Consider the following 15,273-nt stretch of genomic DNA (forward strand, 5'->3'; position numbering starts at 1 on the left):
TCTGCTGAGCGCGTCCTGCGGCAATCCGCTACGGGACTCGCTCCTTGCCAAACAAGATAAAATTTTATATAAAAGCATATCGATTGTTGGAAATGGTGAGGGAGCGCATCATGGCTGCCACCGCCTGGATGGGACAGCGTCTGCCCGGCCGCGCCGCGCGGGCCATAGAGCGCGCACATCGTCGTGCCAATGCCCGCAAGCGCGTCTGGTCCCGCGACATCGCCCGCCTGATGCTGGTCGCCTCCGTCCTCGTCCTGGGCATGCTGGCGGTGGAGATCGGGCGCAAGGCCGTCACCATCCTCAGCCACAACACCGCCCAGCAGTCCGTCGAGATCACCGGTTAGAGTGTGATCGGTTCAAGCGGAATCGCTTGAAGCGTGAATCACACGGGAGACCAAAAGCTTGGAGTCTGTCCGGTGCTTCAATAAGCACCGGACAGACTCCAGGCGGGCGGATCAGGGCAGGATCACCACATAGCGCTTGGTGGTGGCCGCGACCACCGTCCAGCTCCCCTGGAATCCCGGTTCGATGACGAAACGGTCCCCGGTCTTCAAGGTCCACGACCGGCCATCGTCATGGGCGACGATGCTCTCGCCCTCCAGAATCTCGCAATACTCCCACTCGTCATAGACGATGCGCCAGGAACCGGGCGTCGAATGCCATGTGCCGGCGAACCGCTTGCCGTCGGGCGACTCGTAGCCGTTCCAGCTGGTGAAGACCGGCGCACCCGACAGGAGGCGCTCGGCCGCCGGTGCGCCGGTTTCGGGCGTGATGCCGTCGAGGTCGGCCAAGAGCGACAGGGGAGTGGACAGGGTCATCGTCAGGGCTCCTCACCAGTCGGCCAGCAATGCCGGCAAGTCGCGGACCGACTCCAGCCGGCGGTAATGCTCATCGGGCACCTCGGCCTCTTCATGCGCCCAGGTAATGGCATAGGGGATATGGACGGCATGGGCGCCGGTCGCCAGCACCGGCAGGATGTCGGAACGCACCGAGTTGCCGACCATCAGGAAGCGAGCCGGGTCGATGCCGTGGCGGTCCATCACCCGGCGGTAGGTGGCCGGGTCCTTTTCGCTGACGATCTCCACCGCGTGGAAGAGGTCCGACAGGCCGGAGCGCGCGATCTTGCTTTCCTGGTCGAACAGGTCGCCCTTGGTGATCAGCACCAGCCGGTGACGGCCTGCCAACGTCTCCACCACCTCCTTCACGCCGGGCAGCAACTCCACCGGATGCTCCAGCATCGCCTTGCCGAAGTCGATCAGGCTTTGCAGGTCGCGGGCGGGGACATGGCCGTCGGTGACGGCGATCGCCGTCTCGATCATCGACAGCACGAAGCCCTTGATGCCGTAGCCATAGACGCTGAGGTTCGCCCGTTCCGCCTCCAGCAGGCGGCGGTCCAGGTCGGTTGGGTCGGCGGCGTGGGCCAGCAGGGCGCGGAAGCGGTCCTGCGTCATCGAAAACAGCGATTCATTATGCCAGAGCGTGTCGTCGCCATCGAAGCCGATGGTCTCGAACTGCTGGCCGGCGGGGGAGCCGGCGGGGCTGGGGATGCTGCTCATGAGCCTGTCCACTGGTCTGCTCGATTGATCCGTAAGTAAAACAATACATGGCCCAAGTCGGTCTGCCTTGTCCAGGGGGTGCCGGTGTGGGGGTCCTTTATTGTCAGTCTGGCGAACGGTAAGTATCCGCAATGACGAATTTGCCACAGATCGGTGACATTCCATGGCGAGTTCTTCGCTGCCTGCAAAGCGGGCATGTTGCCGTCGGGGGTGGCAACATGGCCCAAAGAAGCATAATTATATTTCCACACAAGGAGGACGTGATCGCCGACCGGCGGACCCTCCAAAACAAGACATCTCAGGAATCTCCATCATGGCAACCCTTCTTCACTCCGCCGAGACCGGCCACGCCAACACCACCTTCGGCCATGTCGTCGAAATCGCTTCGAACCTGCTGGGCCTGTGGCGCCAGCGCGTCGTCACCCGCCGCGAGCTGGGCTATCTGGACGACCGTATGCTCCAGGACATCGGCTTCAGCCGCCTGGATGCCGAGCGCGAGATGTCGAAGCCGTTCTGGCGCGAATGAGCGCCTGTACGCCGGCCGGCGAACGCACTGGAAAAGGCCGCTTCCGTTGATCGGAGGCGGCCTTTTTCTTTGTCCGATACTTGAGGCTGCTCAAAAAACAGGCTGCACAAAAAAACAGCCGGCCGGAAAAGACAAAGCCCGCCGCCGGGTGAACCGGCAGGCGGGCTTTCTTTTGGCGGAGTGAAGACGGGCAGGGCAGCTCCCCACCCCGAGTCCTCAGATGCAGTAGTGCTTGAGCGGCTCGAAGCCGTTGAAGCAGACCGCCGAGTAGGTCGTGGTGTAGGCACCGGTGGCGTGGATGCGCACGCGGTCGCCGGCCTTCAGACCCATCGGCATCTTGTAGTCGGCGCGCTCGTACAGCACGTCGGCGCTGTCGCAGGTCGGGCCGGCCAGGATCACCGCCTCGCGGTCCTCATCCTGCTCATCGCCCAGCACCTCGATCGGATACTGGATCGCCTCATCCATCGTCTCGGCCAGACCGCCGAACTTGCCGATGTCGAGATAGACCCAGCGCTTGGTATCCTCGGCCGACTTGCGCGACACCAGGACCACTTCGCTTTCGATGATGCCGGCGCTGCCGACCATGCCGCGACCCGGCTCCACGATGGTCTCCGGCAGGTGGTTGCCGAAGTGGGTGCGCAGCGAGTCGAAGATCGCCTGGCCGTAGGCGGTGCATTCCGGCACATCGGTGCGGTAGCGGGTGGGGAAGCCGCCGCCCAGGTTGATCATGCCCAGATCGACACCCAGCACCTCAAGCTCGCGGAACAGCTGAGCCACCTGGAAGATGGCGTGGTCCCACTGCATCAGGTCCTTCTGCTGCGAGCCGACATGGAACGACACGCCATAGGGCTGCACGTTCATGTCGCGGGCCTTCAGCAGCAGCTCGCGCGCCATCTTCAGGTCGCAGCCGAACTTGCGCGACAGCGGCCATTCGGCACCCTCGCCCGAGGTCAGGATGCGGCAGAACACGCGGGCGCCGGGGGCGGCGCGCTCGATCTTCTCCAGTTCCGGCTCGCTGTCGAAGGCGAACAGGCGCACGCCCAGCTCGAAGGCGCGGCGGACGTCGCTTTCCTTCTTGATGGTGTTGCCGAAGGAGATGCGGTCCGGGGTGGCGCCGGCAGCCAGAGCCATCTGGATTTCCGGGACCGAGGCGCAGTCGAAGGCCGAGCCGAGACGGGCCAGCAGACTGAGGATTTCCGCGGCCGGGTTCGCCTTCACCGCATAGAAGATGCGGGCGTCGGGCAGGGCGTCGTGCAGATCGTTGTAGTTCTGCTCGACGACATCCAGGTCGATGACGAGGCAAGGGGTCTGCGGGCGCTGCTCTTCGAAAAAGCGCGCAATCTTCTGGGTCATCTCAGTCTCCTGGGACGCAAGATGATGGAACGGAAAGGGCGAAGTCGGGGGGAACGGAGCGGCCGAGCGGGCCGATCAGCAACTGAAAAAGCTGATCAGGCGCTCAAGCCGCCAATACTGGATTTCCCCGTACAGAACCCTGTTCTGTCCGTATGGTCCAGGAGCGGCAAATTTCGGAGACGGGTGAGCACGCGCCCACCCACAACAACATCAACCATCGTAACCTCCAAGTCGCCGCCTTGTTTAAGGGACGGTCGGGGATCACGCGTTACGTCGTTGCATAACCACATCTCGGAGACGCCGAGGGGCGGGCCAGCGGCACGTGCGCTTGCGAGTTCGCGTTACATAGATCCAACGCGAACGATTGCAAAGTGAAAAATGCCATCTGCCCCAAAAAAGTGGCAGACCGTTTGGAGGGCGGAAAAACCGGAGCGATTTCATGGACTTGACCAGTGTTCTGACTGCCGGGGAAATCGGGCTGCGGCTGCTGGCGGCGGCCCTGTGCGGCGCTTTGCTTGGACTCGACCGCGAGATGCGGGGCAAAGCGGCGGGCTTGCGCACGCATACGCTGATATCCATCAGCTGTGCGCTGACCACGTTGGTTGCATTGGAGCTTTACGCCGGGCTGCAGGCGACGGGGAACGAGCGGCCGAGCGATCCCGTCCGCGTCATCCAGGGCGTCGCCCAGGCGGTCGGCTTCATCAGCGCCGGCGTGATGTTCCGCTCGGGCGATACCGTGCGCGGGGCGACCACCGCGGCGGTGATCTGGGTGGCCGGCGCGCTGGGGATCGCCTGCGGCGCCGGATACTACATGCTGGCGGGCATGACGCTGGGCTTGTGCCTGGTCGTGACGATCCTGTTCACCATCCTGCTGGATCGTTTCCCGCAGTTGGGCAAAGAGGACGGTGACGACGATGGGAAGGCTCGGAAGCGCCGCGGCACTTCCCGCCATTCCTCCCGTCACGCCTCCCAACAGGGCCGGATCAGGCGGATCGCCCGCTCGTCGCCGCGGGGATGACCAGCAGCCGGTGCGCCAGCAGTGCACCCAGGGCGACCAGCCCGATGGCCCCCATCATCGGCAGGGCGGTGCCGTCGTTCATGTGGCCGACGACAATGCCGATGACCGCGGCGATGGCCATCTGCGCGAAGCCCAGCAGCGAGGAGGCCAGCCCGGCCATGGTGGGGTAGGGGCCGACGGCGTTGGCGCTGGCGTTCGGCAGGGTCAGGCCGGTGCCCAGGATGAACAGGAAGACCGGCACCACGATGGCCAGCAGGTGCAGCACCCCGGCCAGCGCCAGCGCCCCGCCGACCAGCCCGCCGCCCATCGACAGCAGTGTGCCGATCCGGATCATCCGCGCCCCGCCCAGCCGTGGCGTCAGCCGTCCGGCCAGGAAGGTGCCGAGCATGTAACCCAGCACCACCGCGCCGAAGCTGGCGCCATACTGGGCCGGGGTCAGGTGCATCTGCTCGATCAGCACGAAGGAGGAGCCGGAGATGAAGGAGAAGATGCCGCTGTACGAGAAGGCGACCACCAGCACATAGCCGAGGAAGCCGCGGTTGCGCAGCAAAAGCAGGTAGTTGGCCGCCAGCCGGCCGGGCCGAAGGGCCTCCTCGTCGCGATGCGCGTTGGTCTCGCCCAGCATCGACCACACGGCGGCCAGGATGCCGCAGGCGAAAACGGTCAGCAGCACGAAGTTGGCGCGCCAGCCGAACCATTCCGTCAGCACGCCGCCCAGCATCGGCCCCACCGCCGGGGCGAGCGCCATCGCCATCGACATATAGGCCAGCACAGTCGCCGCGCGGTCGCGCCCGAACACGTCGCGCACCACCGCGCGGGCCACCACCGGGCCGCAGCAGGCGCCCAGCGCCTGGAAGAAGCGGGCGGCGATGAGCGCATCGATGCTGCTGGTCATGGCGCAGACGGCGCTGGCCGCCAGATAGATCGTCACCCCCACCAGCAGGGTCGGGCGCCGGCCGAACCGGTCCGACATCGGGCCATAGACCAGCTGCGACACCGCGAAGCCGACCAGGAAGATCGACAGGGTGAGCTGCACCGTGGCGACGTCGGTGCCGAACACCCGCACCAGCGTCGGCAGCGACGGCAGATACAGGTCGGTGGACAGCGGGCCGAAGGCGACGAGCGCCGTCAGCAGGATGCGGATGGTCAGGGAATCTGGACGGGGCATGCGGGATTCGGGGCGGCTTGCGACGGGAAGCGGGGACGGGGCGGCACTGTATCAGATGAAACCACCGCCGCCAGCGCAGATCGCCGGCCGCCTGTTCAATGCCATTGCCAAGTCTGTTGTGCGTCCAACCCGATCACTTGGCCGGCAGCGTCATGCGGATGCAGCGCGACAGCACGGTGTTGCCGGTCATCTCGCGGTAATTCTGGATGATGATCGGCTCGGCCGCCTTGCACTGCTCCATGCTGGCGAACTCCAGCGTGGTCGGGCCGCCCTGATTCAGCATGAACAGCAGCATCAGGACGCGTTCCACCCCCTGGCCCATTCCGATTCCCCTCCTGTCAGCCGGCGGCCGCCAGCACGGCGCGGGCGGCGGCGGCATCCTGCACGATCTGGTCCTTCAGCGCATCGAAGCTGGGGAACTTCATCTCCGGCCGCAGGAAATCGATCATCTGGACGCGCAGATGCAAATCGTACAGGTCGAGGTCGACATCGAACAGGTGGGCTTCCAGCCGTGCCACCGTGCCGTCCACCGTGGGACGGGCGCCGAGATTGGCGACGCCCGGCAGCCAGACCGTCTCGCCGGCGCGGTCGATGCCGGCGCGCACCGCATAGACGCCGAAGGCCGGGCGCAGATACTCGCCCAGCTCGATGTTGGCGGTGGGGAAGCCGATGGTGCGGCCGCGCTGGTCGCCATGGACGACGCGTCCCTCGATCTCCCACGGATGGCCCAGCACATGGGCGGCCTCGCGCGGGCGGCCGGCGGTCAGCGCGTCCCGCACGCGGGTGGAGGAATAGACGCCGCCCTGCTCGTCGGATACCGGCCCGACCTCGGTCACGCCGAAGCCCTGGGCGCGCCCGGCCTGCAGCAGGAAGGCGGGATCGCCCGACCGCTTGTGCCCGAACAGGAAGTCATAGCCGCAGACGACATGCCGCACGCCCAGCCCGCCGACCAGGATTTCGTCGACGAAGGCCTGCGCGGTCTTGTGGCGGAAACCATCGTCGAAATGGCAGACGATCAGTTGGTCGACGCCCAGCGCCTCGATGTGGCGGGTCTTGACGCGGAAGGGCGTCAGGCGAAAGGGCGGGTCGTCGGGACGGAAGACGCTGCGCGGGTGCGGTTCGAAGGTGACGACGGCGGACGGCGACCCCAGTTCCGCGGCAAGGCGCTGGGCGGTGCCGATGACCGTCTGATGCCCGCAATGGACGCCGTCGAAATTGCCGAGCGCCACGACGGCGCCCCGCTCTTCGGCCGGCAGGTCGGCGGTGTGTCTGTACAGTCGCATGCGCGCCCCGGTGCTGTGGGCGGACCCCGGCGGGTCCGCTTGCTCGGGCGTCTATATAGACCGACGCCGGCGCGGGGTAAACGCGCCGGCGTGTTTTACGCTCGCAGGCAGGCCGATTGGCCTGGGTGTTGGCCGTATGCGATCAGCCGCGGGACGGAACCATCAGCAGCGCCTCACCTTCGACCACCACGGTCTCGCCGACGGTGCAGACGGTCTTGATGACGCAGCGGCGCTTTTCCGGAATCAGTTCGGTGATGGTGGCGCGGGCGGTGACGGTGTCGCCGGCGCGGACCGGCGCCTTGAACTTCAGCGTCTGGCTCATGTAGATGCAGCCAGGCCCCGGCAGCTTGGTGCCCAGAACGGCCGAGATGAAGCCGACCGTCAGCATGCCGTGGGCGATGCGGCCCTGGAACATGGTGGTGGCGGCATATTCCTGGTTGATGTGGACCGGGTTGGTGTCGCCGGAAATGCCCGCGAACAGGACGATATCGGCTTCCGTCACCGTCTTGGCGAAGCTGGCCGTCATGCCGACGGACAGGTCTTCGATGCAGTAGCCTTCGGTATCCTTGCGGACCTGACGCACGTCGTCCATCGCAGCAATTCCTCTTTCTCTCGGTGCCAGTTCCGGCATCTGACGCCCGGGCGCCGTGCCGTTCGCTGCAATGCGTCGTGTGCGCTGCAGCGATAGGAATGGCACCACGTCTCCTCCAAAAATGCAAAAAAATCTCTAACGTTCCGCACAAGTCCGCGAGGAAGCCTGCCGCGCCGTCCGGCAGGCTTCGCCGCAATGGAAGCCGGCATGGCAGCAAGGGATTACTTATGGAACGAGGTATTTCAAGAGAAAATGCGGCGGACCATAGGCTTATCGCAAAAGATCCAGCCATTCCGACCGGTGTGCCGCCATGGGTGCGACTGTTTAGCCAGCGGCTGGGGTGCCGGTAGTGAAGTCCCGTTCTTTTCAACGGTTTGACCGTATGGTGACTGTTGGTACGGCGATGCAATAAAAATTGAGTGGTTGGCGCGGCGAATCGGAAAGCCTTTTCGCCGCGCCGCAGCATTACTTGCCGGAGCCGGAGTGCGACACTGTGTCGCTTCTGCTGCCGCCGGAGTTTCCGCTGTTCCGGTTGCCGTCGCCCTGGGCGACCTGGTTGCCGGGGGTAAGCTGGTCGACCTTCTCCTCCACCTTTTCGCGGGCGGTGTCGGTCGGCTGTTCCGACGGCTTGACCTCGACCTTCACCGGGGCGGTGCCGTCTTCGATCATGTCCAGCTTTTTGGCGGCGGAGCGCGACAGGTCGATCACACGGCCGTCGACATAGGGACCGCGGTCGTTGACGATGACGTCGACGCTTTTGCCGTTTTCCTGATTGGTGACTGTGGCCTTGGAACCCAACGGCAGGGTGCGTGAGGCGGCGGTCGCCTTGTTCTGGTTCATCGTTTCGCCGTTCGCCGTGGTGCGGCCGTGGAACTTCTGGCTGTAGAACGATGCTTCCCCCTTGTGGACGAGGATCTCCTCGCCATCCTCATGCTCTACATGCACGGGCGGAACCTTGGCCTTCTCGTTCGCCAGCACCGGGACGGCAGTCCCGCACAGGGTCGCGGCGGTCAACGCCAGGACGATAATGCGTGTTGTCTTCATCGGTACACCTCCAACGGCGGACCAACGCCATTCAAGGAAAAGAGTTCCCTCGCAGGATCGAGACAAGACATCGACACTATTTCTGGTTTCTAATATCTTGACGAATTCGGAGTGGGTTGCCCTTGGGGTGCCTTTCCGGTCCGCAACACAACGGTCAGGGGAGAAAGCATGGCCGATGACGCCGCCTGGACTGCATCCGAATTTGCGGCGGATCGCCTCGCCAATGGTGGCTCCGCCCCGGCTGAGATGCGTCACGTGGCGATGCCCGACGGGGTTCGGCTGCGCGTCGCCGTCTGGCCGGTGCCGGTGCAGGCCCGCGGCACGGCGCTGGTGCTGACCGGCCGGGCGGAGTTCATCGAGAAATATGCCGAAACCGCCGAGGCCCTGACCGCCCGCGGCTTCCGCGTCGTGGCGGTCGACTGGCGCAACCAGGGCCTGTCCGACCGGCCTCTGCCGAACCGGCAGGTCCATCACCTGACCGACTTCGCGACGCTGGTGGACGATCTCGACGAAATACATCGGCAGGTGGTGGCGCCGGTCGCGGTGGAGACGGGCGGTCCGGTGATCGTGCTGGCCCACTCGATGGGCGGGCTGGTGGCGACATTGGCGCTCGTCCGCCATGCCGATGACGATCCGGACCGCTACGCTGCCGTTCTGCTGGCGGCGCCGATGTACGCCATCCACAGCGGGCCGCTGCCGCGCTGGCTGGTGCGGGTGCTGGCCAGCCTCGGGCTCGCCTGCGGCTGGGGCGCGCGCTATGCGCTGGGGCAGGGCGATTACGACCCGGCGGAGGGGAGCTTCGGTCCGGACAACAAGATCACGACCGACCCGCGGCGCTACGCCGCCTTCCACACCCCCTATGCCGAGCGGCCGGAACTGCGCGTCGGCGGGGTCAGCTTCGCCTGGGTCGCCGCCGCCCTGGATGCGGAGGATGCGCTGCGCCACGTCCTGCCGCTGGAACGGGTGCGCACGCCGGTGCTGCTGCTGAGCGCGCCGGAGGACCGGGTGGTGCGGGCGGAGGCCCACCGCGCGGTGGCCGCCCGGCTCGGCAATGCCCATGTCGTCGGCTATCCCGGTGCCCGGCACGAGCTGCTGATGGAAGGCGACGCCATCCGCGACCGGGTATGGGCGGATATCGACGCCTTTCTCGACAAGACGCTCGGCAAGGGGGCCGAGCACAAGACACTTGCGCCGGCCGGCGGCTCTGTCGTCGGATAGGTGCCTTCAGGACCAAAGGTGCCCAGCAGCATGACCGATTTCTGGACGGCGTCCGGTTTCCACCTGTTGACCCGCGATGCCGACAACCATCTGGCGGTGACGCCCGATTTCCTGCGCGCCTACCTGCTCCGGCCCGAGATGCGTCCGCCGGAGGAGGCCTGCGACGCCGAGCGCACGCTGCACGCCGCCTTGCTGGACGACCCGGCGCGGGTTGTGCCGGCTCCGCTGATCGACGCCATCGCCGATGCGGACGCACGGGAGAATTTCCAGGTCTGGCTGGCCTTCCGCGACCGGTTGCTCGCCGCCGGGACGCTGGAGGGCTGCTACATCCGCCTGTTCCGCGAGGGCGCCCGCGGCGTGCCCGGCCTGTTCATCGACCAGCTGGTCCACGCCATCCTGCGCGGCATCCTCGACGAAACGCCGTCCGGCCTGCGGGCGCGGGCGGGGGAGCTGTTCTTTCGTGAGCAGACGGTGTCGGTGGAGGACGGCCGCGTCCGCGTCGCCGATGCCGAGACTGTGGAGACGATGGCGGCCTCCGGCGGCTTCGGCTCGCTCGGCCGTCTCGTCGTGGAAGCCGGCACCGCCCCGCGCAGCGTCGAGCTGGACATCCTGGACGAGACCAACCACCCGCTCTACTGGGGCCGCGACGCCCGGCACGACACGGTTCTGGACATCACCTTCGCCGCCGCCGGGCTGGATGCGCTGGCCCGCGTGCTGGAGGCCTGGGTCGGGCATTTCCTCGGCGTGACCGTCAGCATCCAGCCGGTGCAGAACATCCGCGACGACCGTTGGGTCTGGCATGTCGGGCTGGACAGCGCCGCCACCGCGATCCTCAACGACCTGTACAACGGGGTCGAGGTTGGGGAGGAGCGGCTGGCCCGCATCCTCGCTTTGTTCCGCCTGGACTTCGCCGATCCCGCCGCCATGCGCCCCGACCTCGCCGGCCGGCCAGTCTATCTGGGGCTGGCGATGACGGAGGGGCGGCGGCTGAAGCTCAAGCCGCAGAACCTGCTGGTGAACCTGCCGCTGGCCTCGGTTGCGTGAGAGTGGGGTTAGAGGGTATCGGCCTTCTCAGTCCCCCAGCAGGGCCCCGACCGGCTTCAGCGGTTCGTGCGCGTCGAACAGGATCTTCAGGATTGCCAGGATCGGCACGGCCAGCAGCGCGCCGGGGATGCCCCACAGCCAGCCCCAGAACAGGATCGACACGAACACCGCGATGGGGTTCAGCGACAGCCGGCGGCCGACGATCATCGGGGTGAGGAAATTGCCCTCGATCGTCGTCAGCGCCACGAAGGACAGCGGCGGCAGGATGATGGTGCCCAGGCCGTCGAAGGTCAGGACCGACACCAGGAAGAACACACCGGTCATCACCGCCGGGCCGATGAATGGGATGTAGTTGGCCAGCGCCACCATCACCCCCCACAATGCCGGGTTGGGCAGTCCCCACAGCCACATCACCAGCCCGGTCGCCAGACCCAGGATCGCGTTGATGACGGTGATGGTCAGGAGATAGGCGGCGATGTTCTGCTGCAGCGTCGCCGCGACCATCGCGTAATGCACGCGGTCGTCGACGTTGCGCATGGTGCCGATCAGCGCTTCCAGCGAATGCCGGCCGCGGGCGAGGAAGAAATAGAGCAGCACCAGCAGGATCACGACATTGGCCAGCACCGTTTCGACCTGGCTGACCGCCTGCTCCATCAGCGTCGGACCGCGCACCACCACCTCGCGCACCGGTCCAGCCTCGTTGCCAGTCTCCTTGGTGATCTGCTCGATCTGGCGCGACGCTTCGCGGGCGCGGTCGATGCCGGCACGGATGTCGCCCAGCTTGAACTCCAGCTCGTGCATGACCCGCGGCATGCGGTTGACCCACTCCGCCGCCGGGCCCGACAGGGTGTAGACCGCCAGCAGCACGCCGCCGAACAGCGATACCACCATGATGGCGGCGCCGATGCCCTCCGGCACGCGGACGCGGTAGAGGGCGCGGACCAGCGGCCGAAGCAGGAAGCTGAGGATCAGCGCCAGCATGATCGGCAGCAGCACGTCGCGCCCGAAATACAGCGCGAACAGCACGGCGATGACGAACAGGCCGACGGTGGCGATGGTTTGCGCATTGCGGCGATGACCGGGCGGGGGCAGGGGCTCGGTCGCCGGTTCCGGCGTTCCGGCGAGCGGAGCCTCCGGTGCTGTGGGGTGCGCGGGGGGAATCGAGGCGAACTGGCTGCGGTCTGTCATCGCGGTGGCCGGACCTCCGAAGGTGGGCGCTTGACGGTGGCGCCCGATCCTCCGATCTAGGGGAGTGTTTTGCCGGACCGCGCGGCCCGCGGTCCCCGCCCGTCCTTGCCGGAGACCCAGTCGCGATGCGCAGCCCGTTTCCCCTGATGAACGTTTCCGCCGGCCTTTTGGTTCTGGGCCTGCTGACCGCCGGGCTGGCACTGCCCTCGGCGGCGCTGGCGGACGACGTGATCGGCCGCTTCTCCAACGACTGGACCGGCAACGGCCTGCAGGTCCAGGCCATCGAGGACCCCAAGGTGAAGGGGATCACCTGCCATCTGGTCGATTTCGACCGCAGCCTGATCGACCGGCTGAGCAAGGGCAACTGGTTCGAGGATCCGTCCAACGCCTCCATTGCCTGCCGCCAGACCGGGGCGGTCACCGTCGGCGACATCGACCTGTCGCAGAAGGGGGAGGAGGTCTTCTCCGAACGGAAAAGCCTGATCTTCAAGTCGATCGCCATCCGCCGCATCTATGACCGGCCGAACGACACGCTGGTTTATGTGGTGTACAGCCGACAGGTGAAGGACGCCTCGGCGAAGACCTCGATCTCCACCGTGCCGCTGTTCAGCGCGAACGCGACCTGGACGAAGGGCAAGCCGGCCGTGAAGTGAGCGGCCGGTCCGCCCCGGCCTCCATCGTCAGCCGACGATCCGCCCCAGCCGCACCGCCGTCTGGCCGGATTTCACGCGGCGGGCGGGCATGATGAGAACGCAGTCGTTGTAAGGGGTCTGGATCGCGCGGGCGTCGTCCCAGCCGATGACGGTGCCGGCGCGGCCGATCACTTCCATGCCGACGAAGGGGGCGGTGAAGCGGAAACGCTCACTGGCGGCGGTGATGGCCTCGGTGACCTCGACCACCCGCTGCGGATCGGTTCGCGGGCGCATGCGCGGACCGTTCGCCGGCTGGTCCACCATCTCCAGCCCGAGAAGCAGGCGCAGGCAGCTTTCCAGCGCCACCGTCGCAGTCTCCGTCCGCCAATGCTGGCCGCACTCGACCAGGATGGCGGTGTGCGACCCCTCGGGCCTGGCGAAGTTGCCGTAATCGATCAGCCTCTTGCCCCCGGCATGACCGCCGTCCGCCACCACCCAGGCCGGATAGCCGAGGCCGAGCGCCAGATCGCGCCCGCGTGTGGTCCGTCCGCACAAGGTCAGCGGTGCGGTGTCCGCCGTCATCGAATGGAGATCGAGCAGCAAATCCGCCGATTCATAGACCGGCCGCAGGGCGCGGGCGCGCCGAAGCTCGATGCTGTCGCGCCGGCCGTCGAGATGCTCCGGCGACCACAGCCGGTTGAAATCCTCGTCCAGATAGCGCGACGCGTAAGGGTTCTGGCGGTCGAAGGTGGCGTAGGCCGCGGTGTTGGCGAAGACGAAGGTCAGCCGTCCGCGTGTCGGCCGCAGTCCCATGCGCAGCAGGGCGTCCAGCGCTATGGCGCCGCACAGTTCGTTGCCGTGGACGAGCGCGTTCAGCACCACATGCGGCCCGGGCTCTGCCGCCGACAGGCTGGTGACGTGGTCGATGCCGGTGTTGCCGCGCCGGTAGGGCGCGATGTCCGGCGGCGTGAGTTCTACGGGGGCGAAGAGCGGGTCGGTCAAGCGGCAAGCTCACCAGCGGTGGGCGCTCCGAACAGTATGGCGAACCAAGCGACTCCACGCCAGTGCGGGCCGGTGCGCCGCCGCGGTTTTTTTGGCTGATGCGTCTGGCGCAATGTTGCGGCGGCATGGCAGCATCATGACGAATTGCCGTCGACTGCGAGTTGACGCATGGGTTATAGGATCCGCCGGATCGATAAGGGCGGCGGTGGACGTTGCGGCACTTGAACTGGCGGTTGTTCCACTCGGGCGATCTGGTTGAGGGCGATCTGGTTGGGGGTTGTCTGGTCGGAGCCGGTCGATGAGCTTCGTGATCGATGACGTTCTGGTCCGCAACGACCCGGTCGGCCGGCGCCTTCCGGTGCTGTTCGATTCGCCGCACAGTGGCAGCGTCTATCCCGACGATTTCCGGGTGATCTGCCCGCATCCGCTGCTGCGTCAGGCCGAGGACACCCATGTCGAGGAGCTGTTCGCCACGGCACCCGACCATGGCGCCACTCTGCTGTGCGCGCTGTTCCCGCGGACCTGCATCGACGTGAACCGGGCCGTCGACGACATCGACCCGTCGATGATCGACGGCGACCTGCCGCTACGGCTGCGTCCGACACCGCGCAGCACGCTGGGCATGGGGCTGATCCGGGCCATGCTGCGGCCGGGTGTTCCGCTCTATGACGGGAAGCTGCCGGCGTCGGTGGTTGCCGACCGCATCGACCGTTATTACCGCCCCTACCACGCCCAGATGCGGATGGCGCTGGATGGTCTGGCGGAGCGGTTCGGGGCAGCGTGGCACGTCAACTGCCATTCCATGCCGTCATCGCTGCGGCCGGACGGGCGCGATCCGCTGGCGGTGGATTTCGTCATCGGCGACCGCGACGGCACCACCAGCGAGCCGGGTTTCGTCCGGCTGGTGGCGGACACCCTACGCGGCCTCGGCCATCGGGTGGCGATCAACGATCCTTACAAGGGTGTGGAACTGCTGGCGCGCTATGGCGAGCCGGCGCGCGGCCGCCATTCGATCCAGCTGGAGATCAACCGGCGCCTCTACATGAATGAGGAGACTCTGGAGCGCCACGACGGTTTCGCCCGGCTGAAGGGCGATATCGACACGCTGATCCGCCGCATCGCCGACTATGCCGGCCAGCGCGTCCTGCACCGCGCAGCGGAGTAGGCGCCCCGCCACAACCCGCCGCAACAGCGGCGGCAGGTTGTTGTGGCGGGTCCGCTCAGGCCACTTGTCACATCTGGGTGATGTGCCGTCGCGCGATATCCAGGAAATGCGCCATCTGCTTTTCCACCCGGTGGTCGGAGATGTCGACGCCGCGGGCGTGCAGGTCGGTGCACAGCCTGTCCCGAATGTCATGCGGGCCGGGGGTGGCGATGTCGGTATCCACGATCTGGCGGGCATAGGCCTCGGCCTCCGCCCCGGACAGCCCCATCAGGTCGGCAGCCCATTCGCCGGCCAGCCGGTCGCGCCGGGCGCGGATGCGGAAGAGCAGGTCCTCGTCGTGCTGGAACTTGTTCTCGAAGGCCTTTTCGCGGTCGTCGAAGGTCGTCATGGTGACCCGCGCTCCTTTATTGGTTTCACTCCCGGATATAAGGATAATATAGCCCGAAGGCGGCTGTCGTCACTGTCCCGCCGCGTCGCACCCGCG

18 protein-coding genes are annotated in these 15,273 nt (G+C 66.5%); 7 read left to right on the forward strand and 11 right to left on the reverse strand.

Going from position 1 to position 15,273, the window contains the following annotated elements; translation table 11 throughout:
• The first annotated feature begins 110 nt into the window (after positions 1-110).
• Entirely contained in the window at positions 111-344 is a 234-nt protein-coding gene (locus GBZ48_RS13650; RefSeq protein WP_174471542.1) for a hypothetical protein, read from the forward strand.
• Positions 345-455: 111 nt separating this feature from the next.
• Here GBZ48_RS13650 and GBZ48_RS13655 read toward each other — a convergent pair whose 3' ends face one another.
• Positions 456-818, reverse strand: a complete 363-nt coding sequence (locus GBZ48_RS13655) for a cupin domain-containing protein (RefSeq protein ID WP_174471543.1) — start codon at positions 816-818, stop codon at positions 456-458.
• 12 nt (positions 819-830) lie between these two features.
• A complete protein-coding gene (locus tag GBZ48_RS13660; RefSeq protein ID WP_174471544.1) occupies positions 831-1,556 on the reverse strand; it encodes an HAD family hydrolase in 726 nt (241 codons plus the stop codon).
• A 313-nt stretch (positions 1,557-1,869) separates the two neighbouring features.
• Here GBZ48_RS13660 and GBZ48_RS13665 point away from each other — a divergent pair, with 313 nt between their 5' ends.
• Positions 1,870-2,082 (forward strand): DUF1127 domain-containing protein, encoded by a 213-nt coding sequence (locus GBZ48_RS13665; RefSeq protein WP_098740467.1) that lies wholly within the window; start codon positions 1,870-1,872, stop codon positions 2,080-2,082.
• Positions 2,083-2,298: 216 nt separating this feature from the next.
• On the opposite strand, the gene GBZ48_RS13670 is transcribed toward GBZ48_RS13665, so the two are convergent.
• A complete protein-coding gene (locus tag GBZ48_RS13670; RefSeq protein WP_174471545.1) occupies positions 2,299-3,435 on the reverse strand; it encodes a type III PLP-dependent enzyme in 1,137 nt (378 codons plus the stop codon).
• Positions 3,436-3,874: 439 nt separating this feature from the next.
• Between GBZ48_RS13670 and GBZ48_RS13675 the strand changes: the two genes are divergently transcribed.
• The gene (locus GBZ48_RS13675; RefSeq protein ID WP_174471546.1) at positions 3,875-4,453 is read left to right on the forward strand and encodes an MgtC/SapB family protein; all 579 of its coding nucleotides are present in this window, start codon (positions 3,875-3,877) and stop codon (positions 4,451-4,453) included.
• Here the strand turns inward: GBZ48_RS13675 and GBZ48_RS13680 are convergent.
• The 5 genes from GBZ48_RS13680 to GBZ48_RS36730 form a co-directional block, all read right to left on the reverse strand.
• Entirely contained in the window at positions 4,419-5,621 is a 1,203-nt protein-coding gene (locus tag GBZ48_RS13680; RefSeq protein ID WP_174471547.1) for a multidrug effflux MFS transporter, read from the reverse strand. The two genes, GBZ48_RS13675 and GBZ48_RS13680, sit on opposite strands and share 35 nt — an antisense overlap.
• Positions 5,622-5,754: 133 nt before the next feature.
• Positions 5,755-5,943: a hypothetical protein gene (locus GBZ48_RS13685; RefSeq protein WP_174471523.1), complete on the reverse strand. Its 189-nt coding sequence runs from the start codon at positions 5,941-5,943 to the stop codon at positions 5,755-5,757.
• A 16-nt stretch (positions 5,944-5,959) separates the two neighbouring features.
• Positions 5,960-6,904, reverse strand: coding sequence for a bifunctional riboflavin kinase/FAD synthetase (locus GBZ48_RS13690; protein ID WP_174471548.1), 945 nt, complete (start codon positions 6,902-6,904; stop codon positions 5,960-5,962).
• A gap of 142 nt (positions 6,905-7,046) precedes the next feature.
• Complete coding sequence (locus tag GBZ48_RS13695) at positions 7,047-7,496, reverse strand: MaoC family dehydratase (protein WP_012973248.1); 450 nt, start codon at positions 7,494-7,496, stop codon at positions 7,047-7,049.
• A 465-nt stretch (positions 7,497-7,961) separates the two neighbouring features.
• Positions 7,962-8,540 carry a septal ring lytic transglycosylase RlpA family protein gene (locus tag GBZ48_RS36730; protein WP_174471549.1) on the reverse strand — a complete coding sequence of 193 codons (579 nt, stop codon included), beginning with the start codon at positions 8,538-8,540 and terminating at the stop codon, positions 7,962-7,964.
• 168 nt (positions 8,541-8,708) lie between these two features.
• Between GBZ48_RS36730 and GBZ48_RS13705 the strand changes: the two genes are divergently transcribed.
• A complete protein-coding gene (locus tag GBZ48_RS13705) occupies positions 8,709-9,758 on the forward strand; it encodes an alpha/beta hydrolase (RefSeq protein WP_174471550.1) in 1,050 nt (349 codons plus the stop codon).
• A 30-nt stretch (positions 9,759-9,788) separates the two neighbouring features.
• Positions 9,789-10,802 carry a DUF6352 family protein gene (locus tag GBZ48_RS13710; protein WP_174471551.1) on the forward strand — a complete coding sequence of 338 codons (1,014 nt, stop codon included), beginning with the start codon at positions 9,789-9,791 and terminating at the stop codon, positions 10,800-10,802.
• Positions 10,803-10,829: 27 nt separating this feature from the next.
• On the opposite strand, the gene GBZ48_RS13715 is transcribed toward GBZ48_RS13710, so the two are convergent.
• Entirely contained in the window at positions 10,830-11,990 is a 1,161-nt protein-coding gene (locus tag GBZ48_RS13715) for an AI-2E family transporter (protein WP_174471552.1), read from the reverse strand.
• 125 nt (positions 11,991-12,115) lie between these two features.
• On the opposite strand from GBZ48_RS13715, the gene GBZ48_RS13720 reads away from it, so the two are divergent.
• Positions 12,116-12,643: a CreA family protein gene (locus tag GBZ48_RS13720; protein ID WP_109051312.1), complete on the forward strand. Its 528-nt coding sequence runs from the start codon at positions 12,116-12,118 to the stop codon at positions 12,641-12,643.
• A gap of 27 nt (positions 12,644-12,670) precedes the next feature.
• On the opposite strand, the gene GBZ48_RS13725 is transcribed toward GBZ48_RS13720, so the two are convergent.
• Positions 12,671-13,624: a M14 family metallopeptidase gene (locus GBZ48_RS13725; RefSeq protein ID WP_174471553.1), complete on the reverse strand. Its 954-nt coding sequence runs from the start codon at positions 13,622-13,624 to the stop codon at positions 12,671-12,673.
• 298 nt (positions 13,625-13,922) lie between these two features.
• Here GBZ48_RS13725 and GBZ48_RS13730 point away from each other — a divergent pair, with 298 nt between their 5' ends.
• The gene (locus GBZ48_RS13730) at positions 13,923-14,789 is read left to right on the forward strand and encodes an N-formylglutamate amidohydrolase (RefSeq protein ID WP_174471554.1); all 867 of its coding nucleotides are present in this window, start codon (positions 13,923-13,925) and stop codon (positions 14,787-14,789) included.
• Positions 14,790-14,856: 67 nt separating this feature from the next.
• Here GBZ48_RS13730 and GBZ48_RS13735 read toward each other — a convergent pair whose 3' ends face one another.
• The gene (locus GBZ48_RS13735; protein ID WP_174471555.1) at positions 14,857-15,177 is read right to left on the reverse strand and encodes a DUF1476 domain-containing protein; all 321 of its coding nucleotides are present in this window, start codon (positions 15,175-15,177) and stop codon (positions 14,857-14,859) included.
• Between the last annotated feature and the right edge of the window lie 96 nt (positions 15,178-15,273).

The organism is Azospirillum melinis (assembly GCF_013340935.1).
Taxonomy (GTDB): Bacteria; Pseudomonadota; Alphaproteobacteria; order Azospirillales; family Azospirillaceae; genus Azospirillum; species Azospirillum melinis.

Coding starts and splice junctions, on each gene's coding strand:
- GBZ48_RS13650 (WP_174471542.1), top strand. CDS start 111: ATGGCTGCCACCGCCTGGATGGGACAGCGTCTGCCCGGCCGCGCCGCG.
- GBZ48_RS13655 (WP_174471543.1), bottom strand. CDS start 818: ATGACCCTGTCCACTCCCCTGTCGCTCTTGGCCGACCTCGACGGCATC.
- GBZ48_RS13660 (WP_174471544.1), bottom strand. CDS start 1,556: ATGAGCAGCATCCCCAGCCCCGCCGGCTCCCCCGCCGGCCAGCAGTTC.
- GBZ48_RS13665 (WP_098740467.1), top strand. CDS start 1,870: ATGGCAACCCTTCTTCACTCCGCCGAGACCGGCCACGCCAACACCACC.
- GBZ48_RS13670 (WP_174471545.1), bottom strand. CDS start 3,435: ATGACCCAGAAGATTGCGCGCTTTTTCGAAGAGCAGCGCCCGCAGACC.
- GBZ48_RS13675 (WP_174471546.1), top strand. CDS start 3,875: ATGGACTTGACCAGTGTTCTGACTGCCGGGGAAATCGGGCTGCGGCTG.
- GBZ48_RS13680 (WP_174471547.1), bottom strand. CDS start 5,621: ATGCCCCGTCCAGATTCCCTGACCATCCGCATCCTGCTGACGGCGCTC.
- GBZ48_RS13685 (WP_174471523.1), bottom strand. CDS start 5,943: ATGGGCCAGGGGGTGGAACGCGTCCTGATGCTGCTGTTCATGCTGAAT.
- GBZ48_RS13690 (WP_174471548.1), bottom strand. CDS start 6,904: ATGCGACTGTACAGACACACCGCCGACCTGCCGGCCGAAGAGCGGGGC.
- GBZ48_RS13695 (WP_012973248.1), bottom strand. CDS start 7,496: ATGGACGACGTGCGTCAGGTCCGCAAGGATACCGAAGGCTACTGCATC.
- GBZ48_RS36730 (WP_174471549.1), bottom strand. CDS start 8,540: ATGAAGACAACACGCATTATCGTCCTGGCGTTGACCGCCGCGACCCTG.
- GBZ48_RS13705 (WP_174471550.1), top strand. CDS start 8,709: ATGGCCGATGACGCCGCCTGGACTGCATCCGAATTTGCGGCGGATCGC.
- GBZ48_RS13710 (WP_174471551.1), top strand. CDS start 9,789: ATGACCGATTTCTGGACGGCGTCCGGTTTCCACCTGTTGACCCGCGAT.
- GBZ48_RS13715 (WP_174471552.1), bottom strand. CDS start 11,990: ATGACAGACCGCAGCCAGTTCGCCTCGATTCCCCCCGCGCACCCCACA.
- GBZ48_RS13720 (WP_109051312.1), top strand. CDS start 12,116: ATGCGCAGCCCGTTTCCCCTGATGAACGTTTCCGCCGGCCTTTTGGTT.
- GBZ48_RS13730 (WP_174471554.1), top strand. CDS start 13,923: ATGAGCTTCGTGATCGATGACGTTCTGGTCCGCAACGACCCGGTCGGC.
- GBZ48_RS13735 (WP_174471555.1), bottom strand. CDS start 15,177: ATGACGACCTTCGACGACCGCGAAAAGGCCTTCGAGAACAAGTTCCAG.